Annotated in this window: 18 protein-coding genes; 9 read left to right on the top strand and 9 right to left on the bottom strand. The window is 65.7% G+C overall.

Annotation, left to right across the window (positions count from 1 at the left end; genetic code table 11):
• Positions 1 to 36: 36 nt before the first annotated feature.
• The gene (locus AC3A56_RS02975; RefSeq protein ID WP_487769298.1) at positions 37 to 4,041 is read left to right on the top strand and encodes a YhdP family protein; all 4,005 of its coding nucleotides are present in this window, start codon (positions 37 to 39) and stop codon (positions 4,039 to 4,041) included.
• A gap of 15 nt (positions 4,042 to 4,056) precedes the next feature.
• On the opposite strand, the gene AC3A56_RS02970 is transcribed toward AC3A56_RS02975, so the two are convergent.
• Positions 4,057 to 5,259 (bottom strand): sterol desaturase family protein, encoded by a 1,203-nt coding sequence (locus tag AC3A56_RS02970; protein WP_157598800.1) that lies wholly within the window; start codon positions 5,257 to 5,259, stop codon positions 4,057 to 4,059.
• A gap of 131 nt (positions 5,260 to 5,390) precedes the next feature.
• Between AC3A56_RS02970 and tldD the strand changes: the two genes are divergently transcribed.
• From tldD to AC3A56_RS02940, 6 genes are all read left to right on the top strand, one after another.
• Positions 5,391 to 6,830: a metalloprotease TldD gene (gene tldD, locus AC3A56_RS02965; protein ID WP_487769297.1), complete on the top strand. Its 1,440-nt coding sequence runs from the start codon at positions 5,391 to 5,393 to the stop codon at positions 6,828 to 6,830.
• Between the two features lie 689 nt (positions 6,831 to 7,519).
• Positions 7,520 to 8,170: an N-6 DNA methylase gene (locus tag AC3A56_RS02960; protein ID WP_487769296.1), complete on the top strand. Its 651-nt coding sequence runs from the start codon at positions 7,520 to 7,522 to the stop codon at positions 8,168 to 8,170.
• Complete coding sequence (locus AC3A56_RS02955) at positions 8,167 to 9,765, top strand: Eco57I restriction-modification methylase domain-containing protein (RefSeq protein WP_487769295.1); 1,599 nt, start codon at positions 8,167 to 8,169, stop codon at positions 9,763 to 9,765. The genes AC3A56_RS02960 and AC3A56_RS02955 overlap by 4 nt, the downstream gene beginning before the upstream one ends.
• Complete coding sequence (locus AC3A56_RS02950) at positions 9,758 to 12,295, top strand: DEAD/DEAH box helicase family protein (RefSeq protein WP_487769294.1); 2,538 nt, start codon at positions 9,758 to 9,760, stop codon at positions 12,293 to 12,295. Before AC3A56_RS02955 ends, AC3A56_RS02950 begins: the two co-directional genes overlap by 8 nt.
• Before the next feature lie 201 nt (positions 12,296 to 12,496).
• Positions 12,497 to 12,982 (top strand): hypothetical protein, encoded by a 486-nt coding sequence (locus tag AC3A56_RS02945; protein ID WP_487769293.1) that lies wholly within the window; start codon positions 12,497 to 12,499, stop codon positions 12,980 to 12,982.
• Between the two features lie 3 nt (positions 12,983 to 12,985).
• Positions 12,986 to 13,435, top strand: coding sequence for a hypothetical protein (locus AC3A56_RS02940; RefSeq protein WP_487769292.1), 450 nt, complete (start codon positions 12,986 to 12,988; stop codon positions 13,433 to 13,435).
• A 465-nt stretch (positions 13,436 to 13,900) separates the two neighbouring features.
• Here AC3A56_RS02940 and AC3A56_RS02935 read toward each other — a convergent pair whose 3' ends face one another.
• The 3 genes from AC3A56_RS02935 to AC3A56_RS02925 form a co-directional block, all read right to left on the bottom strand.
• Positions 13,901 to 14,209, bottom strand: coding sequence for a hypothetical protein (locus tag AC3A56_RS02935; protein ID WP_487769291.1), 309 nt, complete (start codon positions 14,207 to 14,209; stop codon positions 13,901 to 13,903).
• 173 nt (positions 14,210 to 14,382) lie between these two features.
• A complete protein-coding gene (gene yjgA, locus AC3A56_RS02930) occupies positions 14,383 to 14,946 on the bottom strand; it encodes a ribosome biogenesis factor YjgA (protein ID WP_487769290.1) in 564 nt (187 codons plus the stop codon).
• Positions 14,947 to 14,970: 24 nt separating this feature from the next.
• Positions 14,971 to 15,243, bottom strand: coding sequence for a DUF1653 domain-containing protein (locus AC3A56_RS02925; RefSeq protein ID WP_487769289.1), 273 nt, complete (start codon positions 15,241 to 15,243; stop codon positions 14,971 to 14,973).
• Between the two features lie 95 nt (positions 15,244 to 15,338).
• Between AC3A56_RS02925 and pmbA the strand changes: the two genes are divergently transcribed.
• Together pmbA and AC3A56_RS02915 are read left to right on the top strand one after the other, a co-directional pair.
• A complete protein-coding gene (gene pmbA / locus AC3A56_RS02920) occupies positions 15,339 to 16,721 on the top strand; it encodes a metalloprotease PmbA (RefSeq protein WP_487769288.1) in 1,383 nt (460 codons plus the stop codon).
• Between the two features lie 368 nt (positions 16,722 to 17,089).
• A complete protein-coding gene (locus AC3A56_RS02915) occupies positions 17,090 to 17,491 on the top strand; it encodes a DUF4870 domain-containing protein (RefSeq protein WP_056713999.1) in 402 nt (133 codons plus the stop codon).
• Between the two features lie 55 nt (positions 17,492 to 17,546).
• Here AC3A56_RS02915 and gltS read toward each other — a convergent pair whose 3' ends face one another.
• The 5 genes from gltS to AC3A56_RS02890 form a co-directional block, all read right to left on the bottom strand.
• Positions 17,547 to 18,767 (bottom strand): sodium/glutamate symporter, encoded by a 1,221-nt coding sequence (gene gltS / locus AC3A56_RS02910; protein ID WP_487769287.1) that lies wholly within the window; start codon positions 18,765 to 18,767, stop codon positions 17,547 to 17,549.
• A 28-nt stretch (positions 18,768 to 18,795) separates the two neighbouring features.
• Positions 18,796 to 19,782, bottom strand: a complete 987-nt coding sequence (gene dgcA, locus AC3A56_RS02905) for an N-acetyl-D-Glu racemase DgcA (RefSeq protein ID WP_487769286.1) — start codon at positions 19,780 to 19,782, stop codon at positions 18,796 to 18,798.
• Positions 19,767 to 20,810 (bottom strand): N-acetyltransferase DgcN, encoded by a 1,044-nt coding sequence (gene dgcN / locus AC3A56_RS02900; protein ID WP_487769285.1) that lies wholly within the window; start codon positions 20,808 to 20,810, stop codon positions 19,767 to 19,769. Before dgcN ends, dgcA begins: the two co-directional genes overlap by 16 nt.
• 134 nt (positions 20,811 to 20,944) lie before the next feature.
• A complete protein-coding gene (gene ggt / locus AC3A56_RS02895) occupies positions 20,945 to 22,717 on the bottom strand; it encodes a gamma-glutamyltransferase (protein ID WP_487769284.1) in 1,773 nt (590 codons plus the stop codon).
• Between the two features lie 173 nt (positions 22,718 to 22,890).
• A complete protein-coding gene (locus AC3A56_RS02890) occupies positions 22,891 to 25,362 on the bottom strand; it encodes a TonB-dependent receptor plug domain-containing protein (RefSeq protein ID WP_487769283.1) in 2,472 nt (823 codons plus the stop codon).
• Positions 25,363 to 25,699: the final 337 nt, after the last annotated feature.

Here is a 25,699-nt window from a genome sequence, read left to right as displayed (position 1 = left end):
ATCCGGCGGCTGCACCTCCGGCCTGGATCGCCGCGCGTGAACGTGTCGTGGCAGCGGCGGCTGCATCGCTGCGCCCGCGCGTCGGGCTGGGTGGCCGGGATCGCGCTGATCCTGCTTGCCGTGGTGGCGGCGCTGGCGCAGCTGTTGCTGCCGCTGCTGGCGCGGCATCCGGAATGGGTGGCGGCGCAGCTCGGTACCCGACTGCAGCGACCCGTGAGTTTCGATTCGATGGAAGGTCGCTGGACGCCGTCGGGCCCCGAGTTCGTGATGCACGGGGTGAAGATCGGCGCGGCGGCGGGCCAGGCCGGCGCCGTGCTGCAGTTGCCCGAGTCCGAGCTGAAATTCGATTTCGGCGGCTGGCTGTTGCCGTCGCGGCACCTGATCAACCTGCACGTGCGCGGCCTGCAGCTGGACCTGCTGCGCCAGGCCGATGGCTGGCATGTCAACGGCATCGGCGTGGCCGGCGGCGACCAGCGCCAGCCGCTGTCGCTGGGCCGGATGTCGGCCGACCTGTGGCTGGAGGACCTGCGCGTGTCGGTCACCGACGCGGTGCTGGACAAGCACTACACGCTGCTGTCCAGGCAGCTGCGGCTGAGTCACCAGGGCCACCAGCTGCGTTTTGGCGGCGTGCTGCGACGTGAGGGCGTCAACGCCGCCGTGCGCAGCGCCGGCCGCTTCCGCGAGGATGGCAGCGCCGGCCAGGTCTGGGTCAGCGTCGACGGCGCCGAACTGAAGCCCCTGCTGGACGGCATCGACATGGGCGGCTACGCGGTGCAGCAGGGCCACGGCAAGCTGAGCGCCTGGATGGACTGGCGGCAGGGCCAACTGACCCGCAGCCTGGTCCGCTTCGACCTGGACACGCTGGCCGTCAGCGCGCCCGGCGACGGCCAGGCCAGCGTCAGCGCCCTGCACGGGCTGGCCGGCGTGAATCAGACCGCTGATGGCTACGAACTGCGCTGGGCCGGCGACGACGGCAGCGCGCTGGCGATGAGCCTGCACCAGCCGGGCAGCGCCGGGCTTGCGGTGAACGCGGTCGCGCGCAAGTTGCAACTGGCGCCGCTGCTGCCCTGGCTGGCGCTGAAGCCCGGGCTGGCGCCGGCGCTGTCGCAGTGGCTGGGCAAGGGTCGGCCGCATGGCGTGGTGGACCGGCTGCACCTGCAGTGGAGTCGCCGCGCCGGCCTGCGCGCGCTCGATCTCGCCTTTGCCGAGGTGGGCATCGAGGCGGTCGGCAAGCTTCCGGGAATCAGCCGTCTGGACGGCCAATTGCGGGGCGACGCCGAAGCGCTGTCGCTGACCCTGCCGAGCCAGCCCACCACGCTGAATTTGCCGCAAGCCTTCCACCAGCCGTTTGCGCTGTCCTCGCTGGGCGGCACGCTGGCGTTCTGGTCGCAGGATGGCCAGTCGCACATCGGCGTCGACGCGCTGGACTTCGCCGGTGCCGGTTACGCCGGGCAGGCCCGGGGCGAGCTGGTGTTGCCGGCCGGGGGCGGTGCACCGTTCCTGGATCTCTACGCCAGCCTGGACCACGCCGACGTGACCGCCGCCCGCCAGTTCTGGCCGCTGTCGATGTCGCCCGGCACCGTCGAGTGGCTCGATCGCGGCCTGCTGTCGGGCCGGCTGGACGAGGCGCAGGTGCTGGTGCGCGGCGACCTGCACGACTGGCCGTTCCGCCACAACGAAGGGCGCTTCGAGGCGCGCGCGATGATCAGCGACCTGACCCTCGACTACGGCAAGGACTGGCCGCATGCCGAAGGCATCGACGCGGTGGCCAGCTTCATCAACGGCGGCATGCTGGTCGAGGCCAGTGGCGGCCATGCGCTGGGCGTCAAGACCGAGCGCGCGGTGGCGCTGATCCCGGATTTCGGCGACCCGCTGCTCGACCTCAACGTGCAGGGCAGTGGCAGCGGCGCCAGCCTGATGGAGTTCGTGCGCAAGAGCCCGATCGGCAGCCGCGAAGCCGACACGCTGGCCAAGCTGAAGCTGGGCGGCAGCGGCAGCTTCGGCTTCCACCTGGTGCTGCCACTGAAAAAGGACGAGGGCGCCACGCCGCAACTGGACGGGCTGGCCCGGCTGAAGGACGCCGACCTCAGCGCGCCGGAGTGGAACCTCCAGCTGGACAAGCTCAACGGCCCGCTGAAGTTCGACCTGCACGGCATGCAGGCCGGTCCGCTGGACGCCGGCTTCCGCGGCCAGCCATCGAAACTGCAGCTGGCCATTGCCGGCGCCAACAGCGATCCGGCCACCGTGCTGTCGGCGCAGTTGCAGGGCAACTACCGCATCGACGAGCTGGTGGCGGACTACCCGACGCTGGACTGGCTCGGCAAGTTGTCCGACGGCCGCAGCGCCTTTGACATCGGCTTCAGCATCGCCCATGTCGCCGGCAGCGACGCGCTGAGCCAGACCCTCAGCGTCGATTCGCCGCTGCAGGGCATCGCGCTGAACCTGCCCGCGCCGCTGCACAAGCCCGCCGCGGACGACCTGCCGCTGCACCTGACGCTGACCCTGCCGATCGCTGGCAGCGCGCTGCGCTTCAGCCTGGGCGACACCTTGCGCGGTTACCTGCGACTGGCCGACGGCGACCAGCGTCCGCTGGCCGGCACCCTGGCGCTGGGCACGCAGATGCCGACCACGCTGCCCGATCGCGACCTGCGCATTCGCGGCCACGCCAGCCAGCTCGACGTCACCGGCTGGGTGCAGCACGTGGCGGCGGGCAGCGGCGGTGGCGGCCCGGGGCTGGAAAGCCTCGACATCAGCACCGACCAGGCCGAGTGGTTCGACAGCCGGCTGGGCCCGCTGAAGCTGCAGGCGAAACCGCAGCCCGACCTGCTCAGCGTGGACGTGGACGGTCCGGCGATGGTCGGCAACTACAGCGTGCCCACGCGCGAACTGGACAAGCGCGGCGTCACCGCGCGACTGGCCCGCATGTACTGGCCCAAGAGCGCCGCGCCGGAGACCACCGCCGGCAAGCACAAAGCCGCCGGCAAGACGGTGGCGGCCACTCCGGCCGCGGCGCCCGCCACACCCGTCGTGCCGCCGCCCGACCCGGCCAATACCGGGGTCAATCCCGCCGCGCTGCCGCCGTTCCATGTCTGGGTGGGCGACCTGCGCCTGGGCGACGCGAAGCTCGGCGAGGCGCGGCTGGAATCCTGGCCCACCGCCGACGGCATGCACATCGAGCAGCTGCGTGCGCTGTCCAGCCGGGTGCAGATCAACGGCAGCGGTGACTGGAACGGCAACGCCAGCTCCAGCCACACCCACATGCGGATCAACTTCGCCGCCGAGGACCTGGGCGACATGCTGGGCGCGCTGGGTTTCGACGGACTGGTCAATGGCGGCAAGACCCGCGACCAGCTCGATGCGAGCTGGCCGGGTTCGCCCAGCGGGCTGTCGCTGGCCACCATGGACGGCACGCTCAGCATCCAGGTCAACGACGGCCGCATTCCCGAAGCCGCCTCGCCCGGCGTGGGTCGGTTGCTGGGACTGGTTTCGCTGGCCGAACTGCCGCGCCGGCTCACCCTGGATTTTGGCGACGTGTTCGGCAAGGGGCTGGCATTCGACTCGATCAGCGGCGACTTCAGGCTCGCCGACGGCAACGCGACCACCGACAACCTGCGCATCGAGGGGCCGGCCGCGAACATCAGCGTGACCGGTCGCACCGGCCTGCGCAGCAAGGATTACGACCAGCAGATGCTGGTGGTGCCGCATGTCGGCAACAGCCTGCCGCTGGTCGGTGCGGTGGTGGGCGGCCCGATCGGCGCGGCCGCGGGCTTCGCCGTGCAGGGCCTGCTGGGCAAGGGCCTGAACCAGGCCGCCAGCGCCCGCTACAAGATCACCGGCAGCTGGGACGAGCCGGTGATCACCCTGGTCGAGAAGCACGGCGCCGCGGCGCCACCGCCCGCGCCCCTGCTCAACGCGCCGGCCGGCCAGCCGGCGGCAGCGGGCAGCGCGATCGCGCCGCCGACGACACCGCAGATCCTGCTGCCGCCCGCGGCCGCTGCCAGCGTTGCGGCGCCGGCGGTCTCTTCATCCGTGCAGCACTGAAGCGGCGGGCGGGTTTCAGGCCGCCGGATTGTCGTCGGCTTGCTTGCCCCGGAACGGAAACAGCTGCTGCTTCACGAAGCCGTCCGGCATGTAGTCGCCGACCACGCCGTAGCGCTCGGGAAACTTGTTCTTCGACTTCACCGCGGTGCCGAACAGGTAGTCCAGGAACGCGTAGTGCGCGGCGTAGTTCTTGTCGATCGCCTCGTCATCCGAGGCGTGGTGCCAGTGGTGGAAATCCGGCGTCACCAGCAGGTACTTCAGCGGGCCCCACGGCAGGTGCACGTTGGCGTGGTTGAACACCGCCTGGAAACCCACGATCAGGATGTAGCCGTTCATCGCCGCCTCGGAAAAACCGAGGATGTACAGCGGCGCCAGCACGCAGACGCGGGTGAAGATCAGCTCCAGCATGTGCTGGCGCGAGCCGGCCAGCCAGTCCATCGTCTTCACGCTGTGGTGCACCGCGTGGAAGCGCCACAGGAACGGCACCTCGTGATACGCACGATGCGTCCAGTACTGCGCCAGGTCGGCCACCAGCACGCACAACAGCAACTGCGGCAGGAACGGGATGTCGCGCACGGTCTGCTGGAAGTGGCTGCTGACCAGCCAGCCGAACAGGTGGTGCAGCAGGAAGTTCACCGTCAGCAGCGCCAGCCCCACGATGAAATGGTTCACCGCGAAATGCTTCAGGTCGGTCTGCCATTCCTTGCGGAAAATCGCCTGGCCCTTGTACAGCGGGAACAGCTTCTCGATCACCACGAAGATCAGCGTCGAGCCCAGCAAATCCAGGATGAACCAGTCCAGCCCGATGTACGGCGTGTGGTCGGGGAACTCGCCCACCGACACCCGCGAACCGCCCAGCGCCACCGCCGCGATCACCAGCACGAAGGCCATGATGTTGAGGTTGCGCTGGCGGCCCAGGATCACGTTGCCCAGCGACATCCCGCCGGCCACCAGCAGCCCCACCAGCAGCACCTGGCGCAGCACGTCCACCGAATACTTGTGGCGCAGGTCCGGCGTGGTCAGGTACTGCGGAAAATGGAACGCCACCACCGCCAGCAGGCACAGGAAGCCCAGCGACAAGGCGATCACGCCGCTGATCTTGCCCAGCCCCGGTTTCAGCTCGCCGTCGCGATGCAGCAGTTCGCGGGTCTCGGCCACCGGTTGCACGGCCCGCTCGATGGCCTCGCGGGCCGCCTCACGCTTGGAATGTTCGCTCACGGGTGATCCTTCACTGATGGGCCGACTGGCGTTGCCGCATGGTAGTGGAAGACGGCGGCGCAGGCTTTAAAGCGCGGCGCCACAGCCCCATGTGGGATAGTTCCGGAATTACCGCAGACCGATCGCATCCCATGGATTCATTGATCACCCTCGCCGAAAGCAAGTTGTTGTCCCCCGGCGGCATCGCCACCGGCGACCTCGACCGCGTATTCGCCCAGCTGATGGGCCCGTCCATCGACGCCGCCGACCTGTACTTCCAGCATTCGCGCAGCGAGTCATGGACGCTGGAAGAGGGCATCGTCAAGGACGGTAGCCACTCGATCGAGCAGGGCGTGGGCGTGCGCGCGATGTCCGGCGAAAAGACCGGCTTCGCCTATTCCGACGAGATCGTGCTGCCGCAGTTGCTGGAAGCGTCGAAAGCCGCCCGCGCGATCGCCCACGACGGCAACGGCGCCGGCAAGCCGCTGGCCTTGCACAACGCGCGCGCGCTGTACCCGGCGATCGACCCGGTCGAGAGCCTGCCCAATCCCGACAAGATCGCCCTGCTGCGCGAAGTCGACGCGTATGCGCGCTCGCGCGATCCGCGCATCAAGCAGGTCATCGTCAGCCTCGCCGCGACCATGGACACCATCCTGATCGCCGCCTCCGACGGCACCCTGGCGGCCGACGTGCGCCCGCTGGTGCGCATCAACGTGCAGGTCATCGCCGAAGCGAACGGCCGGCGCGAGCAGGGCTATTCCGGCGGCGGCGGCCGCTACGGTTACCGCGAACTGATCGAGAACGGCCGCGCGCTCGCCTTCGCCGACGAAGCGGTGCGCCAGGCGCTGGTCAACCTCGATTCCGTCGACGCCCCCGCCGGCCAGATGACCGTGGTGCTCGGCCCCGGCTGGCCCGGCGTGCTGCTGCACGAGGCGATCGGCCACGGCCTCGAAGGCGACTTCAACCGCAAGGGCAGCTCCGCGTTCTCCGGCCGCATCGGCCAGCGCGTGGCGGCGAAAGGCGTCACCATCGTCGACGACGGCACCCTGGCCGGCCGCCGCGGCTCGTTGAGCATCGACGACGAAGGCACGCCCACCGAATGCACCACCCTGATCGAGGACGGCATCCTCAAGGGTTACATGCAGGACAAGCTCAACGCCCGCCTGATGGGCATGGCGCCCACCGGCAACGGCCGCCGCGAATCCTTCACCGCGCTGCCGATGCCGCGCATGACCAACACCTACATGCTGGCCGGCCAGCACGACCCGCAGGAAATCATCCGCTCGGTGAAGAAGGGCCTGTACGCGCCGAACTTCGGCGGCGGCCAGGTCGACATCACCAACGGCAAGTTCACCTTCTCCGCCTCCGAGGCGTACCTGATCGAGGACGGTCGGATCACTCGTCCGGTGAAGGGGGCGACGTTGATCGGTTCCGGGCCGGACGTGCTCAATCGGGTGTCGATGATCGGCAATGATCTGGCATTGGACGAAGGCGTGGGCGTGTGCGGCAAGGACGGGCAGAGCGTGCCCGTGGGCGTGGGGCAGCCGACGCTGAAGATCGATTCGATGACGGTGGGTGGCACCGCTTCGTAACTGGTGCGGCGCCGTAGGAGCGCACCCTGTGCGCGATGGCTTGCTTTGCCTGCGGCGCTAAGGGCAAAAGCTTTCGTCTGCCTGCGGCAGCCGAGCCACCTTTCTCTGAGTGGCCAGAGAAACGTGGCCCAAAGAGAGGCCACCCCGCTTCCGCGCCTCGCAGGCATCCTGCCTGCGAGGTTCGCGAGTCGGGGCCGGGCTTTTCGAGCGGGCTCCTGCCCGCGCGAAAAGGCGTTGCCATCCTTGGCAACGCCCGCTACGCGGCCTGTCGTCCCCGCCTCGTCGCTGCAGAGGGGCCCCGGGTAGAGCAGCGGGCCATCCTGGCCCGCACTCGGTGCGCAACCGCGTTGCGGTTGCCAGAGCCGAAGAGCGAAGAGCCAAAGCAAAAGCCCGTTCCTAGCGAGACTTTCGGCGGCCGTGAGCATGCAACCGCATACGTCAATTGTCTGATGCACGAGGCGCAGCGCTTGGCTTTTCTCCCGCCCCTGCTCGCAGGGGAGGGCCGGGGTGGGGTTCGCTCTTGATCTTTCTCTTTGATTCCCCGCGCCTTGCGGACATCAAGGGCGAAAAGCTTTCGTCTGCCTACAGCAACTAAGCGGACAAATTCCATACTCGGAGGTGCGCGGAACCTACTCAGGCTGTTCGCCTGTGTGAGAATCTCTGCATAGCAACCTGGGGCACCACTATCCATGAGCCTTGTAAAGTCAAAGCAACGTGTCGCCGATCATGGAGAGGTGTTCACCCCCGCATGGATGGTCGAGGCCATGCTCGACCTGGTGAAAGGCGAGACCGAGCGCATCGATTCGCGCTTCTTAGAACCTGCCTGTGGCAGCGGGAACTTTCTCGTCTCGGTTTTGAAGCGCAAGCTCGCCGCCGTCGAAATGAAGTACGGCAGATCCGAGTTCGACAAAGGTCATTACGCATTGTTCGGTTTGATGTGTAGCTATGGCATTGAACTTCTACCGGACAACATCATCGAGTGCCGCGACAATCTGTTGGTTATTTTTGCGGACTACCTGCGCCTAGACGCGGCGGATGACCTGTGCCGCGCGGCATCCTACGTGCTGTCCCAGAACATCGTGCATGGCGACGCTCTAACGATGCTCGACAGCCGCAAGCGGTCGATCACGTTTGCCGAATGGGGATACCTGGGCAAGGGAAAGTTCCAGCGCCGAGATTTTCGGTTCGACTTGCTGACCCATTCGTCCGCGTTCAGCGCGGAAGATTCCCTTTGGGCGAATGTTGGAAAAGATGAAATCTTCACCCCGGTGAAGACGTGGCCACCAATGAGCATCAAAGAACTCGCTGAACTGGCCGATGGGTCCCAGGAGGCTGCGTGAGCGACAAATTGGCGAGTTTCACCTTGCGCGGCCGCAACCCCGATGTGCTGACGTGCATCGCCAACCTTTCCAATGATGAGGTGTTCACGCCTCCGGAGTTTGCCAACCGGATGCTCGACACCTTGTCTGAGGCATGGGCCGCTGATCACTCGGGTGCCAATCTTTGGTCGAACAAGAACGTCAGATTCCTCGATCCGTGTGCGAAGTCCGGCGTATTTCTGCGTGAAATCACCAGGCGTCTCACCATCGGTCTGGCCAGGAAGATTCCCGATCTCGATGCGCGCGTCGACCACATCTTAACCAGACAGGTCTTCGGCATCGGTATCACGCAGCTGACCAGCCTCCTGGCTCGGCGAAGCGTGTACTGCAGCAAACACGCAGATGGAGCGCATTCGATTGCCCGGAGCTTCAACAGTAACGCGGGCAACATCTGGTTCAAAAGGCAGGAACATACGTGGGTTGACGGAAAGTGCCGCTATTGCGGAGCGAGCCAGAGCGCGCTTGATCGTGGCGATGATTTCGAATCCCACGCCTATGCGTTCATCCACACCAACGACATCAAGGCTCGGGTTGCCGAGTTGTTTGGAGGCAACATGCAGTTCGACGTAATCATTGGCAATCCGCCGTACCAGATGAACGACGGTGGCCACGGTGCAAGCGCAGCGCCGATCTACCATTTATTCGTTGAGAAAGCATTGGATTTGGAGCCGCGCTACGCGGTGTTTGTTACACCTTCGCGCTGGATGACCGGGGGCAAGGGCCTCGATAAGTTTCGAGAGCGCATGCTTTCCGACAAACGAATGCGCAGCATTGTGGACTACCCTAAGCTGTACGAAGGGTTTCCCGGGGTGAAGATACGCGGTGGAATCTCGTACTTTTTGTGGAGTCGCGACTACAACGGTCTGTGCGATGTGCAAACCATATGGGACGGACGGCCTACCGGCCCGACCGTATCTCGTCCCCTTGATGCCTATGGCGTTCTCGTGCGGCGCAACGAGGCCATCCCCATCCTGGAAAAGGTTAAGCTCAAAAAGGAACCAACCCTGGATAAACGCGTGTCCAGCGGCAAGCCTTTTGGATTGCGCACGTTCTTCCACGGCAAGCCAGATCCCAAGGGCATCAAGAGTGCTGTGAAACTCTATGGCTCACAAAGAATCAGCTGGATTTCGTGCAAGGACATCACGGTAAACCCAGAGTGGATTGATGACTGGAAGGTCCTGATGACTGCCGTCCAGGGAACGAGCGCAGCGATCGAAACAAAATTTCTAAGCAAGCCGATCATTGCGGAGCCTGGCACCGCATGTACCGAAACATATCTCGTCGCAGGTCATTTCCACGACGAGGCGGCGGCTGCGAATTATGCAAAGTATCTGCGCACCAGGTTTGTTCGCTTCCTTGTCTCGCTTCGCAAGACCACGCAGCATGCTACCCGCGATGTGTATTCCTTTGTCCCCGATCTTTCCCTCGATACGGAGTGGACAGACGCGAAACTTTACAAACGGTATGGCCTGACAAAAGATGAGATCGATTTCATAGAATCTCAGGTCGCCGAGCAAGATGATGCTAATGGGACGGATGATATCGACGATGAGTAAAAGCATCGATGAGATCCTCGCCCCCAAGCCTCTCGCCCGTCCCCGCATCTACGCCTATTCGATCGCTGACGCGGCGCACAAAGGGCAGCTGAAGGTCGGGCAGACCACGCGCAACGTTAAGAAGCGCATCGCTGAACAGCTTAAAACGGCGGCGATAAAGAATTACAAGATTGAGCTAGATGAATCGGCCGAGCGCGAGGATGGGAGCATCTTCAGCGACCACGACGTGCGGGCAGCCTTGGTAAAAAAAGGCTTCAAAAAAGCCCAGCTGGAGTGGATGTGTTGTGCCGCCAAAGACGTGCTCACCGTGCTTACCGAACTACACAGGGGTCAAAAGGTCAGCGGTACCCACCACCTGACCTTCCCGATGCGCAAGGAACAGGCCGAAGCGGTGAAGGTGACCTGTGACTATTACCTCTCGCGGTGGGCGGAGGACAGGAAAGCTGTGCCCCGGTTTCTCTGGAACGCGAAGATGCGTTTCGGTAAGACCTTTACCAGCTACCAGTTGGCGAAAAAGCTCGGAGCCAAACGCGTGCTGGTGCTGACCTTCAAGCCGGCCGTCGAGGATGCATGGCAAAACGACCTGGAGAACCATGCGGACTTCGATGGCTGGCAGTACCTGTCGAAATCAACGGGTGGCGATCCGACCCAGATCAACAAAAACAAGCCGGTGGTGTATTTCGGATCGTTCCAGGATCTGCTCGGCCGGGACGCGACAGGAAACATCAAACCTCGGAACGAATGGCTGCACGCGGTGAACTGGGATCTGGTTGTTTTCGACGAATATCACTTTGGTGCCTGGCGCGAAACTGCTAAGGAGTTGTTCGAGGGCGAGGACCACGCGGTCGCGAAGAAAGAAACCAAACTGGAATACGCGGCCGACCTCGAACAGGTGAACGAAGACATCGGGGTGCTCTCGGTGAACGAAACCGATTTCCTCCCCATCACCACCAAGGCCTACCTCTATCTTTCGGGCACGCCGTTCAAAGCGCTGGCCACTGGCGAGTTCATCGAAGAACAGATCTTCAACTGGACCTACACCGACGAGCAGCGCGCCAAAGAGCAGTTCGCGATCAAACACCCGACCAAATGGAACCCCTACGGTGCCCTGCCGCAGATGCGGCTACTGACATACCAGATGCCTGACGAGCTGGTGGCCATCGCCAACGCCGGGGAGTTCGATGAGTTCGATCTCAACGAGTTCTTTGATGCCGCCGGCACCGGGAAGGCCGCCAAGTTTCAGCACAAGAGCGACGTGCAGAAATGGCTGGACATCATCCGGGGTGCTTATGCACCCAAGGTCGCAGAGTTCCTGAAGGCCGGCACCCGGCCGCCGTTTCCCTACTCCGATGTGCGCCTTCTACCGTATCTCCAGCACTCGTTCTGGTTCTTGCCGAACGTAGCCTCTTGCCACGCCATGGCGAACTTGCTGGCCGAGAAGCACAACGTGTTCTGGCACGACTACACCGTGATCGCGGCGGCCGGAGCCTCCGCGGGTATCGGCCTGGAGGCCTTGCCCCCGGTACGCGACGCCATCGGTAGCGGCTTCGAGACCAAGAGCATCACCTTGTCCTGTGGCAAGCTCACCACCGGCGTGACTGTGGCGCAGTGGTCCTCCATCCTGATGCTGCGCAATTTAAAATCACCCGAGACCTATTTCCAGGCCGCGTTTCGCGTGCAGTCGCCGTGGTCGATCAAGAATCCGAATGGGGACAACCCCAACGAGGAAGAAATCCTCAAGCCCGTGTGCTTCGTTTTCGACTTCGCCCCCACCCGCGCGTTGCGCCAGCTGTCCGAATACGGCGTCGGCCTCTCGCCCAACGAGTCGAACCCCGAAAACGCGGTGAAGGATCTGGTGTCGTTCCTGCCTGTGCTGGCCTACGACGGCGCCAACATGACGCAGATCGACGCCGGCGGCGTTCTCGACATCGCGATGGCTGGTACATCCGCCACGCTGCTGGCGCGTAAGTGGGAAAGCGCGCTTCTGGTGAATGTAGACAATGACACCCTGCGCCGTATTCTCGACAACTCCGAAGCGATGGCCGCGGTGGAACGGATCGAGGGTTGGCGCGCGCTGGGCGACAACATCATCGAGACCATCATTAACAAGAGCGACAAGGTCAAGGCGCTCAAGAACAAGGCCAAAGAGAAAGGCCTGTCGGCCAAGGAACAGAAACAGCTCACGGACGAGGAGAAGGAATACAAGTCCAAGCGCAAGCTCATCCAGGAAAAACTGATCAAATTCGCCACGCGCATTCCGGCGTTCATGTATTTGACCGATTTCCGGGAAAACACCCTCAAGGATGTCATCACCAAGATCGAGCCGGAGCTTTTCCGGGTGGTGACCGGTCTGACCGTGAAGGACTTCCATTTGCTGGTGCAACTCAAGGTGTTCAACACCGAACAGATGAACCAGGCGGTATTTGCCTTCCGCCGCTATGAGGACGCGTCATTAAGTTACACAGGAATCGAGAGCCACGAGGGCCTGACCCACTACGGGCTCTACGACACCGTGGTAGCTAAGGAGTAAACCCCTGGATATGCAGAATCTCTCCTTTTGATTGGCAGCCCATGCTTCTGCCGCCCGGTAGGTCAACGAGAGCGGCAGCGTCATCTTGGTTTCCGTCTCATCCATCCCTTACACGACATCGCGCCCCAAGCCCGCGGCACCTGATTGCTACGCTCCCCGCGCCGCCAGACCGGCGGCTTGCGATCTACAAGGAGTGTTTGCATGTCCAACGACAATCGTATTTCGGCGGTGCTTTCGGATGAGGATGTGGCGGCGGTGCAGGGCGCGCTGGCGACGATCCGCGGGGCGTTGCCGTTTCTGGCCACGCTGTCGGCGCAGGAGCGGAAGGAGTTGCCGCGGTTGGGAGCGAAGTCGGTGGGTTTCGACGAGAAGTGCGTGACCTACATGGCGAACCGGGCGCAGTTCGTGCCGGGCTTTGTCGACCTGGCCGAAGTGCAGAAGGATCGCAGTCTGCGCTCGCAGTTGTTGCGTTTCGCAGCGGAGCTGCAGACGCTGGCGGCCAGCGTTGACGACACGGTGCAGCTGGTGTCCAGCGAGGTGTGGATGGCCGACCTGGCGTATTACCAGAGCGTGCGCGAGGCGGCCCATCGCGGCCGCGATGGTGCGCAAGATGTGTATGACGACCTGCGTCAGCGCTTCCCCGGCCCCCGCGGCACCCGCACCGCGCCGGAGCCCGCCGCAGCCTGATCCTTGACCCCCGGCGACGTGGTCGCCGACCGCGCCGCCGGGGCTTTGCCGGTCCATCGGGACGTGCGGAACGTCGACGCCGAGGTTCCGCACGTCCCCGTCGAGGTTTCGAACCTCCCCGCCGAGGTTCTACACGTCCTCGCCGACCTTCCAAACCTCTCCGTCGAGCTTCCAGACCTCCTCGTCGAGACTCCGGACATCCCCGTTGAGGTTCAGGACGTCCCCGCCGAGCTTGGCCACGTCCCCGTTGAGGTTCCAAACCTCGCCGGCCACCCGGGAAACGTCCCCGCCGACCCACGAAACCTCGCCGTCGAGGTTCGCCACGCCCTCAAACAGGACAGCGCCCCCTGTGCACGGCGCCTGCCGTACGCAGATGCCGAGCTTCGCTCGGCTCGGCTCGGCTCCGCTCCGCTCTGGCTTTGCTCCGCTTCGGCTTTGCTTCGGCTCTTCTGAAGAGTGCGGGCCACGATGGCCCGCTGCTCTACCCGGGGCCCCTCTGCAGCGGCGAGTCGGGGACGACAGGCCGCGTAGCGGGCATCGGCATGGATGCCGATGCCTTTTCGCCAGCACAGGGATGTGCTGTCGAAAAGCCCGGCCTCGACTCGCGAACTTTCCGGGCAGGAGGCCCGGAAAGCGCGGAAGCGGGGTGGCCTCTCTTTGGGCCACGTTTCTCTGGCCAGACAGAGAAAGGTGGCTCGGCTGCCGTAGGCAGACGAAAGCTTTTGCTCTGATGCACAGGGACAGGCAAAGCGTCAGGCGCAACAGCAAGTGCGATGACCGGCTTCGCTGTTTTAAATCTCTTCCGGCCTTCGCCCGAGCATGGGTTGGGTGGCCTTCGCCGTGGGCCACGTTCTCAGGCTACACAGGGCCCTGACTCAATATGCCGCGGTCACGACTGCGCGGTCGCGCGCGCATCGGCTAACGCTGCGGCTTGGCCGGACGCCGCGTGACTTCGAACTGGATGAAGTCTTCTTTCTGGAAGTCGGGTTGCTGCAGATAGCTGAAGACGATCTTCGTGTCGGGTGCGGCTTCGGGGCTGTTGATGACCATGGTGCCGGACCAGCGCTCGATGTCGCTTCCACTGGTGGAACCGACGATCTTCTGTTGCTGCAGGCAACTGCTGGCGTCGTTGATGTTGATCGCCATGAATTCCCGGGAGGTATTGGCGATCAACCAGCCACAGAACACGTGGTCCGCCTCGTCGTCGGTGTCATGGTGGCAATCCATCTGGAAGTCGAGCGGGAACGCTCCCTTCGTGCTCAGTCTTATCGTATGCGTCGAACCAATAGGTAACGATGCGGCGTACGTGTAGAGGTGCTTGCAGATGTCCTGCTCAGCGGCAGGCGGTACGGTTGCGCACGCTGCGCAGAGCAGGCAGAGCCCCACTGCGCAGAGTATTTTCACGCAGCGGTGTCGTCGGATGTATCTGTCTGCGCCAGATCCTTCAACAACTGAAAGATCTCCCGGTACGCCTTCGGCGGCTTGTTCGGCGTGTCCTTCTCGACGCGCGCCTGGCGCACCAGCGACCGCAGATGCTGGCGATCCACCTGCGGATGCTCGGCGATCAGTTCGGACAGGGCGGTTTCGTCCTCGGCGATCAGTCGATCGCGCATGGACTCCAGCCGATGCATCGCCGCGGTTTCCTGGCGCTGCTTCTCGCGGTTCTCGCCGAGTTCGGCGCGCACTGCGGCGAAGTCGTCTTCGTCGAAGCGGCGCATCACCTTGGCCAGGAAGGCGAGCTGGCGCTTCTTCGCGCCGTGCGAGCTGATGCGGCGGGTGACGTCGATTTCGTGGCGCACGTCGTCGGGCAGGGGTAGCTTGGCCAGGCGGCTGGGCGGCAGGTCGACCAGTTGCTGGGCCAGCGCCAGCACCGCCAGCGCATCGCGGCGCTGCTGGGTGCGGCTGGGGCCGTAGTCCGCTTCTTCTTCGAGTTCGTACTGGTTGCGGCTGCGGCTCGGGCTCACGGTGTCATTCCAGGATGGGGTGGATCAGCGCTGCGGGTCTTCGCGGTCCGCCATGCTTGCGGTGTGGTCGTCCGCCGGCGTGGTCTCGGCCTGCTCCAGCGCGAAGCGGGGCAGTGGCTCGCCATCCAGTTCGACGGTTTCGCAGAACATCGTTGCCGGGCGCACCCACAGGCCGAAGTCGCCGTAGAGCGCCTGGTAGACCACCAGCGGCTCCATCGTTTCGCTGTGCTGCGCGGTGCCCAGCACGCGGTAGCGCTGACCCTTGTAGTGACGATAAATGCCGGCGGCAGGTTGCATGGACGTGCTCCGCAGCTCTTTCAATCCGCGCTCGCGCCCCCAATTCGGGAGCCGGCGGTCGCGAACCGCTTATTCTACCCGCCTAATCCCCAGGAATGCCCAACGTGAGCGAAGTTGCCCTCAGCCAGACGCCGGATCGCAGTGAACAGGACATGGAGCGACTGGCCGACCTTGCCGCTGACGTGATCCGCCGCGCGCGCGCCGCGGGCGCCAGCCAGGCCGAGGTGGCGGCCAGCATCAGCAGCGGGCTCAACGTGAACGTGCGGCTGGGCGAGGTGGAGACGGTCGAGCACACCCGCGACCGCGGCTTCGGGCTGACCGTGTATTTCGGCCAGCGCAAGGGTTCGGCCAGCACCGCCGACCTCAATCCCGATTCGATCCAGGCCACGCTCGACCAGGCCTGCGCGATCGCCCGCTACACCGAGGAAGATCCCGCCGCGGGGCTGGCCGATGCGGCGCGCATGGCCACCTCATTCCCGGACCTGGACCTGTGGCATCCGTGGAGCATCGATACCGCGCAGGCGATCGAGCTGGGCATCGCGATCGAGGATGCCGGCCGCGCCCACCCGGGCATCAGCAATTCCGACGGCGCCAGCGTGCAGGCCGGCGAGGGCTTGTCGGTGTATGCGAATTCGCACGGCTTCGTGGGGCGCGAGCGCGGCACCCGGCATTCGCTGTCGCTGGCGCTGATCGCCGGTGACGACGACGGCATGCAGCGCGATTACTGGTACGACAGTGTGCGCGCCGCCGGCGATTTCATGAGTGCGCAGGCGCTGGGCGACCAGGCGGCCGAACGCACCCTGGCGCGGCTGGGTGCGCGCAGCCTGTCGACGCGGCAATGCCCGGTGCTGTTCGTGCCGGAGCTGGCGCGCGGACTGATCGGCCACCTGCTGAGTGCGGTCAGCGGCGGCGCGCTGTATCGGCAGGCCAGTTTCCTGCTCGACCACGTCGGCAAGCCGGTGATGCCGGCGTGGCTCGACATCAACGAGCGACCGCATCTTGCGCGCGGCCAGGGTTCGGCGAACTTCGACGCCGAGGGCGTGGCCACCGTCGACAGCGCGCTGGTGGAAAAGGGCGTGCTGGCGCGCTACATGCTGAGCAGCTATTCGGCGCGCAAGCTGGGCCTGTCCTCGACCGGCAACGCCGGCGGCATCCACAACCTGGTGGTGGATGCGGGCGCGGCCGACGGCGAGCGATCCGATTTCGACGGCATGCTGGCGCGACTGGGCACCGGCCTGCTGCTGACCGAGGTGATGGGGCAGGGCGTGTCCACCGTCACCGGTGACTATTCTCGGGGCGCCTCGGGCTTCTGGGTCGAGAACGGCGTGATCGCCTACCCGGTGGAAGGCATCACGATTGCCGCCAACCTGCGCGACATGTTCAACGGCATCGTGGCCGTGGGCAGCGACGTCGACATCCGCTCGCACCTGCTCACCGGCTCGATCCTGCTCGACCGCATGACCGTCGCCGGCGAGTAGGCATTGACTCCCTCCCCTGCGTGCAGGGGAGGGTTGGGGTGGGGTCGCACTTGATCGTTGCTTTTTCGCCACCTCGGGCAACCCCCTCCCGACCTCCCCCTGCGCGCAGGGGGAGGAGCAGAGCGCGGCTCGCCTTCCTCTCCTGCACGCAGTGGGGAGGAGCAGAGCTGCTCGTCTTCCTCTCCTGCACGTAGTGGGGGAAGGAGCAAAGCGCCGCTTGTCCCCCTCCCCTGCGTGCAGGGGAGGGCTGGGGTGGGGTCGCTCATGCCTGTCTTTCGCAGATTCCTGCGGCAAAGCAGCTCCAGCCTTGCTAGCATCGGCGCAACCGGCAAGCGGCCGGCGAACTTTTGACGTAGAAGGAGATGCGCATGAGCGTTCCACCCGAGTCCGTGATTCCGCCCCCGCCGAGCGAACCGCCGATGGCCGGCGCCCCTTCCGCCGACGAGCGCCAGTGGGCGATGTTCGCGCACCTGTCCGCGCTGATCGGCCTGATCATTCCGTTCGGCAGCATCATCGGGCCGCTGGTGATCTGGCTGATCAAGAAGGACACCATGCCGTTCGTCAACGATCAGGGCAAGGAAGCGCTGAACTTCAACATCACCGTGGCGATCGCCGCCATCGTGGGCTGGATCCTGTGCTTCATCCTGATCGGCTTCCTGGTGCTGGCCGTGGTGTTCGTGGCCTGGCTGGTGCTGGCGATCATCGGCACGATCAAGGCCAACGAAGGCACGGCGTACCGTTATCCGTTCACGTTGCGACTGGTGAATTGAGCCTGCTTCAGGCATGAAAAAAGGGCGGCGCAAGCCGCCCTTTTTTTGTGGCCGGTCATTTCCACCAGTTGATGAAGCCGGTGATGATGATGGCGTTGGTGAAGTCGATCAGGAACGCGCCCACGATCGGCGCCACCAGGAAGGCGCGCGTCGCCGGGCCGTAGCGCTCGGTCAGCGAACTCATCACCGCCATCGCGTTGGCGGTGGTGCCCAGCATGAAGCCGATGAAGCCGCTGGCCATCACCGCGGCGTCGTAGTCGCGGCCCATCAGCTTGAGCAGGGGCCAGCAGCAGAACGCCACCACGATGGCCGATTGCACGCCAAGGTTGACCAGCAGCGGCATGGCCAGCCCGCTGAGCTCCCACAGGTGCAGATCCATCAAGGCCACCACCAGGAACAGCGACAGGCAGATGTTGCCGATGATGTCGATGCCGCGCATCGACAGGCCGAACCAGCCGAAGCGGTCGTCGACGTTGCGGATCACGGCGCCCACCAGCATCGCACCGATGTAGCTGGGCAGGGTCAGGCCGAGCGTGCCCAGGCCGCTGCTGATCCACGCACCGAGGCCCATCGCCAGCAGGATCCACACGAAACTCTTGAGCCCCGCATAGGCCTGCTCGTCGAAGTTGCTGGCTTTGGCGGCGGGCTCGCCGGCGACCTGCAGCGAGATCGCCGGCGCGCCGTCGGCGAACGCGTGCGATTGCGGCGAGCGCAGCTTGAGCCGCTCGATCAGCATCGTCGCCACCGGCGCGCCGATCACCGAACCCAGCACGATGCCGGCCATCGCGTTGGCCAGCGCCACGCTGGCCGCGCCGTGCACGCCGGCCTCGGTGAACAGCGGCGCGAAGGCCATGCCGGTCGCCGGTCCGCCGGTCAGCGTCGCCGAGCCGGTGATCACGCCGAACAGCGGCGGCAACCCGAACGCTTTCGACAGCACGACACCGACCAGGTTCTGCACTACGGCGAGCCCGCTGGCCAGGCCCAGGAACAGCACGATCTGGCGCCCGCCGACCTTGAGCAGGGAGGTGCTGGCGTTGAAGCCGACGCCGGTGAAGAAGGCGATCATCAGCGGCTGTTTGAGCGTGGTGTCGAAGCGTATCGGGGTGTAGTTCCACTGGCGGCAAAGCAGCAGCGCCAGCGCCACCAGCAGGCCGCCGATCACCGGCGCGGGAATGCTGAAGCGCGACAGCAGCGGCAGCTGCCGGCGGATCGCGTAGCCGGCGAGCAGGAACAGCCCGCCGCAGGCCACGGTCTGGATCGAGTCGAGGGTCAGCATGCCGCAGGCCATTGCACGGATGGCATCGTCAACCGCCCCAGAACGCGGGCGACGGCGGCCGCAGCAAGCCATCGTGCAGGCTCACGCCATCGGCGTAGTCGTCCTGCAGCCAGAGCGGGCCATCCAGGTCGATGAACTCCGCCTCGCGGGCGATTTCCAGTGCCGGGGTGATGCCCAGCGACGAACACACCATGCAACCCACCATGATCTTGAATCCGTCGGCACGCGCGGCGCGCAGCAGTCGCCAAGCCTCGGTGAGTCCGCCGGTCTTGTCCAGCTTGATGTTGACCGCCTGGTAGCGGCCGCGCAGTCGCGGCAGGTCGGCGGTGACGTGGCAGGCTTCGTCGGCGCAGATCGGGATGCGGCTGTGGAAACCGAGCAGGGCCTCGTCGGCGTCGGCGGGCAGCGGCTGTTCCAGCAGCTCCACGCCGGTGCGTTCCAGCAGCGGCTGCAGGTCGCGCAGGATGTCGATGGTCCAGCTTTCGTTGGGATCGACGATGAGGTGCGCGCGGGGCGCGGCCTGCCGCACGGCCTCGATCCGCGCGGCCGGGTCGTCGGCGTCCACCTTGATCTTGATCAGCCCGGCATGGTCGATGCGCGCGGCCGCCTCGCCCATGCGCGCGGGCGTGTCGATGCTGAGGGTGATCGCGCTGCGCAGGGTGGCGCGTGGCGGTCGTCCCAGCTGCACCCACACCGGCACCGAGCTCAGTTGCGAATCGAGGTCCCACATCGCCGCGTCCAGCGCGTTGCGCGCCGCGCCGGGCGGCAACCGCAGTTGCAGTTCGTCGCGGCCCATGCCGGCGGCCAGCGCGGCCCGCAGCGATTCGATCTCGTCGAGCACCGAGGCCATCGATTCGCCGTAGCGCGCATACGGCACCGATTCGCCGCGTCCGGTCCGTCCCGCCTGATGCAGCTCCACCGTGACCACGTCGGCGGCGTATTTCACGCCGCGCGCGATGCGGAAGGGCGCCACCAGCGGGAAGCTGCGCTCGCTGATGGTCAGTTCGCGAAGCATGCGAGCAGCTGGTCCACGATCGCTTCGACACCCATGGTCACCGGGTCCTGGCAAGGCAGCTGGAGCAGGTCACTGATGCGCTTGCAGGCGTCGGCGGCTTCGCCCGCCGCCATGCCGGACGTATTCAGTGCGACTCCCACCGGCTTCACCGCCGGATTGGTGAGGCGCGCGGCGACCAGGTTCGCCTCCAGGCACGGCTTCAGCTCGGGCAGCGGGTAGTCGGGCAGGCCGCGCATGTGGCGCCGGGTGGGTTCGTGGCACAGCACCAGGGCGTCGGGCTGCGAGCCGTGCAGCAGGCCCAGCGACACGCCCGCGTAGGAGGGATGGAACAGCGAGCCCTGGCCTTCGATGAGGTCCCAGCCGCCATCGTGGCGCGCCGGCGAGATCCACTCCGCGCCACCGGAGATGAAGTCCGCGACCACCGCATCGATCGGCACGCCGGCGCCGGCGACGAAGATCCCGGTCTGGCCGGTGGCGCGGAAGTCCGCCGCCAGGCCGCGCTGGCGCATCGCGCGCTCCAGCGCCAGCGTGGTGTACATCTTGCCCACCGAGCAGTCCGTGCCCACGGTGAGCAGGCGTCGGCCCGCCCGCGGCCGGCCGTTGCCGACCGGGATGCCCGGCGCGGGATCGCGGGCGTCGAACAGCACTCGCCCGTTACGCTGCGCCGCGGCCACGATGTCGGGGTTCTCGCGCAGCTTGTGGTGCAGGCCGGCGACCACGTTGAGGCCGGTGTCGAGCGCCTTGATGGCGGCGGCCACGATCTCCGGCGCCATCGTGCCGCCCGCGTTCGCGGTGCCGATCAGCATGGTGTTCGCGCCGAGGTCCTTCGCCTCGGCCATGCTCATGTCGGGCAGGCCCAGCGTGGGCTTGCAGTCGGGATGGCGCAGCTGGCCCACGCACCATTCCGGGCGCCAGTAGGCCACGCCTCTGGCCGTCTTGATGGCCAGATCATCGGCCGCGTTGCCCAGGTACAGCAGGTACGGCGGACGCCATTGGGCGGAAGGCTTCGCATCGCCTTGGGTGGACATGAAAGAGGACTCCAGGTGGCGGCGGCGCCGTCGATCAGGGGGAAGTGGAAGATGCGGAAGATCGGGCACGTGAACCCTGGCTGGGCAACCGCCAGCAGCTCGCGGCGTTGCAACCGGCCTTGCGGCCGGCTGCCTCAATGGGCGGTTTCGACCTTGCCCAGGCCGTTGGGATTGCGCGGGTCGCTGGCGGCGGTCTTGGTGTTGCTGGTCTTGTCCCACACCACCACGTTCATGTTGCCCCAGGTTTCGGTGTCGTTGATCTCGTAGCCCATCGCCTTCAGCTTGGCCAACACGTCGGCGGGGATGTCGCTGCCCTTTTCGATGTCGATGCGGTCGGGCAGGAACTGGTGGTGGATGCGTTTCTGCGCGGTGATCTGGCCCGCGTCCTTGCCGTCGACGAAGGCGAGGATCGCCTCGAACACCTGGGTGATGATGGTGGAGCCGCCGGGCGAGCCGATCACCGCGAGGCGATCCTTGCCGACCACGATGCTGGGCGACATCGACGACAGCATGCGCTTGCCACCGACCGGTGCATTGGCGCTGCCGCCGATCAGGCCGAACGCGTTGGGCTGGCCCGAGACCAGGGCGAAGTCGTCCATCTCGTTGTTGAGCAGGATGCCGGTCTTGCCCGCCACGAAGCTGGAGCCGAGGGTGGTGTTCACCGTGGCGGTCATCGAGACCATGTTGCCGTCCTTGTCGATGATCGAGTAGTGCGTGGTGTGCATGCCGGGGCTCTTCGCCTGCACCGACGGCAGCCAGGCGGACTTGGTCGCCTGTTCGGGCAGGATGCTCTGGCGCAGGCCGTCGGCGTAGTAGGGCGACAGCAGCATGTCCAGCGGCATCTTCACGAAGTCGGGATCGCCGAGGTATTCGTTGTGGTCGCGGAACGCGCGGCGCATCGCCTCGACCAGGTAATGGATGCGGTGGGCTTCATCCATGCTCTTCAGGTCGAGCGGGGCGAGGATGTTGAGCATCTCGGCGATCGCCACGCCGCCGGAGGAGGGCGGTGGCGCGGTGACCACCTTGTAGCCGGCGTACTGCAGCTCGATCGGCTGGCGTTCCTTCGCGCGATAGTTCGCCAGATCGGTGAGCGTCCAGGTGCCGCCGGCGGCGCGCACCGACTTCACCAGTTCCTTCGCCACCGCGCCCTTGTAGAAACCGTCCGCGCCGTTGGCGGCCAGCGCCTTCAGCGTGCGTGCCTGGTTTGGATCGCGGAACAGATCCGCTTCGCCGGGCGCCTTGCCGCCCGGCATGAACTTGCCCGACGAGGCCGGGTAGCGGCGCAGCACGTCGGCCTTGTGGCCGATCGAACGGACCAGCGCGCCGCTGGGATGGAAGCCCTGCTCGGCGATCCGGATCGCCGGACTCAGCGACACCGACAGCGGCAGCTTGCCGTACTTGCCCGACATGTAGGCAACGCCGGCGGGGAAACCGGGGATGCCGGCGGCCAGAGGGCCATTCAGCGAGGTGTCGCGGTTCGGCGTGCCATCCGCCTTCAGATAATCCTTCTCGCTGACCGCCTGCGGCGCCATCTCGCGCGCGTCGATGAAGGTGTCCTTGCCGGTGGCCGCGTCGTGGATCACGGCGAGGAAGCCGCCGCCCATGCCGGACGCTTCGGGCTGCACCACCGACAGCGTGGTGCCCACCGCGATCGCCGCGTCCACCGCGTTGCCGCCGCGCGCCAGCACTTCGAAGCCGGCCTCGGTGGCCAGCGCATTGGCGCTGGCGATGGCGGCGGTCTTCGACGCCGTGGTCGTCGATGTTGCGGCGTCCTGCGCGTGGGCCAGGGCGCCAAGCGCGGGGAGCAGCGCCAGCGCCAGCAGGGTGTGGCGCCAGCGCGCCCGACTGCGCGCCGTGGTGCGGCCGGCGATGCCCGCATCGCTGCGCAGCGTGTGTTGTTCGGTCATTCGTTCACTCTCCACGATGAGGTTCGAGCATAGTCACAGGCGGTTGCACGCCACCAATGAAAAGACGCTTGCCTTGCATAACTGACGGTTGTGGCATGCCGGCGACGGCGGCTTGCATGGAGCGTCGGCGAAGGTCCCGGCGTGCACCGGAACCTTCGCCGCACGGTCTGCGCTTACCAGTGGTACTGCACCTTGCCGTACACGTACGCACCCTGGAAACCGAATGGCGAGCTGGACGAATACGGGAAGGCGCCGTTCTGGTCGTCGTCTTGCGGTGCCTTCTTCGGATAGGTGTCGAGCACGTTGTCGCCGCCCACGGTGAACGTCCAGCGGTCGTGGTTGTAGCTGACCGCCAGGTCGAGCAGCCACTTGTGCGGATAGACGGTGTCGTCGAGGTAGCTGGTCGAGCCGTACGAGGTGATCCGGCCGTAGCGGGTCAGCGTGCCGTTGAACGCCCAGTTGCCGAGGCTGTAGGTCTCGTTGAGGATCAGCTTGCTGCGTGGCGCGGTGTCGGCCAGCAGGCCCTTGATCGCGCTGCGGTTGAGGCGCTTGAAGATCACGCCCAGCGAGTCGAGCACGGGCGGGTTCGGCTTGACGTCGGTGACCTTGTTCTTGTGGTAGCCGTAGCTGAGCGTCGACATCAGGTTGCCGTTGTCGCCGAAGTCGCTGCGGTAGCTGGTCACCACGTCGGCGCCCTGGGTACGCACGGTGCCCGCGTTGGTGAAGTAGGACAGGCCGCTGTACTGCAGGTTGGTGATGCCGTTGGCAGCCAGGTAGTTGATGACCGCCGGCGTCGATAGCGAGATCGAACTCGACAGGGCGATGCGGTTGGTGACCGTGATCTGGTAGGCATCGAACGACATGTTCAGTGCGTTGGTGGGATTCCACACCACGCCCGCGGTGAAGTTGCGCGACTTCTCCGCCTTCAGCGGCTCGCTGCCCAGCAGCTTTGCCAGCGGGTTGTCCACCGGCACCAGGCCGCGCAGGTAGATGCCCGCCGGCAGGCCCAGCGAGTTGCCGGCGCCGTAGGCGGCCGAGGTGGTTTCCGAATAGTGCTGCTGGCCCAGTCCCGGTGCGCGGAAGCCGGTGGACGCACTGCCACGCAAGGCGAACGAGTCGGTGAAGTCGAAGCGGCCGGACAACGCCGCCGAGGTGGTGGTGCCGAAGTCCGAATAATCCTCGTGGCGCAGGGCGGCGGAGAAACCGAAGCGGTCGGTGAGGTTGCCTTCCAGCTGCAGGTATTCGGCAACGTCGTGGCGATCCACCGAGATGGCGTCCTGCGGGCCCCAGCCGGCAAAGCCCTGGGCGCCGCCGCGCACGCCCGACGTGCCCACGTAGTACGAGCCGAAGTCGCCGGCCTCCACGTCATAGCTCTGCCGCAGGTATTGCGTGCCGAAGGACAGGGTCAGCGGATTGGGCAGCCAGCCGAACGCGATCTCCTTCGAGATATCGATGTCGAAGGTCTGCTGCTTGGCGGTCAGGATGCCGTCGTGGAAGCTGGTCGGACTGCTGCCGAAATCATTGAGCATCGCGTAGTTGGTGGAATTGCGCGTGCTGTAGGAGACGCGGTTGCCGCCGTAGTTGCCGCTGACGTCCCAACGCCAGCCGTTCCAGGTGCCGCGCAATCCGGCCACCAGCGAGGTGTCGGCCGAGTCGCCGTGCTCGCGCGGCAGGAAGCCGTCGGGGTAGACCAGGCCGATCAGGGGGTTGTTCGGATAAGCCGTGTTGCTGCCGTAACGGTAGAAGCCGCGCGGCTCGCCCACCCGGCGGCCGTAGTGGCCGAACGCGTAGAACTGCACGCCGGGCGTGATGTCGTACTGCGTGTTGAGGAACAGGTTCTTGTTCTTGAACGACACGGTGCCGTAGTGGAACTTCACGCCGAGCTGGGCCAGGCCTGGACGACGGTCGACGCCGGCGCGGTTGCTGGGGCTCTGGTTGCTGTTTTCGGCGGTGATGCGCAGCCAGCCGCTGTCGCCGCCCAGCGGAATGCCGAAGTTCGCCGCACCCTGCCACTGGCGACCGTCGCCAGCGGAGAACTGGCCGCCGCTGAGTTGCACGTCGCCGCCCTTGGCGCCCTTTTTCAGGATGATGTTGACCACGCCGGACAGCGCGTCGGAACCGTATTGGGCGGAGGCACCGTCACGCAGCACCTCGATGTGATCGATGGCCGACAGCGGGATCGTGTTGAGGTCGATGCCCTGCGAGCCTTGGCCGATCTGGCCCAGACTCAGCACCAGCGCGCCGGGATGCCAGCGCTTGCCGTCCACCAGCACCAGCACCTGGTCCGGCGACAGGCCGCGCAGCTCGAACGGACGCTGGAACGCGAAGGTGTCCGAGGCGGGCGCGAACGGGAAATTCAGCGAGGGGATGGCGCGCTCGAGCGCCTGGGTCAGGTCGATCGTGCCGGTCTGTTTCAGCACGTCGGCAGAGATCACGTCGATCGGCGTCAGTGACGAGCTTTCCGTGCGGTTGCCGGCTCGCGTGCCGGTGACCACCACCGGCCCCAGGTTCTTCGCCTTGGCCGGCGTGGTGGCGGGCGCCCCGGTTTGCGGATTGGCCTCCTGTGCCGTGGCGGTGTTGGCGAGTACCAGCAGGATCGCGGCAGACAGCAAGGTCGGAACGAACCGACCGGAACGCTTGTTCATGAACATTCTCCCCGGATGTTTTGCAACAGGATGCTGTCGGCCGAGGCGGTGACACCGCCCGGTCGGCTGGCGACGACTTCGAAGCGAATCGTTGACGTACTGCATCGGGAATCGAGGCGGCCCCTTCCGCCCCGCGTGTCCTGCCGCCGGCTCGGGTACGGGCCGCGTCGGCGTGTCGCCACCGCGCGGACTGACCCTGCATCTGATCGAGGCGTGCTCCGGTCGGACATCCACTCTCCCCCTCACGACACGGATCGAGGATAGTCACAGCCCCGCGCCAGCCTCCAATGAAAAGACCGGCACCAGGCATAACCAAAGGTTGTGGATGTGGCTGGCG

The organism is Rhodanobacter sp. Soil_C_14 (assembly GCF_057657335.1).
The sequence above is the reverse complement of the archived record's forward strand: the minus strand, read 5'-3'. Positions and strand labels throughout refer to the sequence as shown.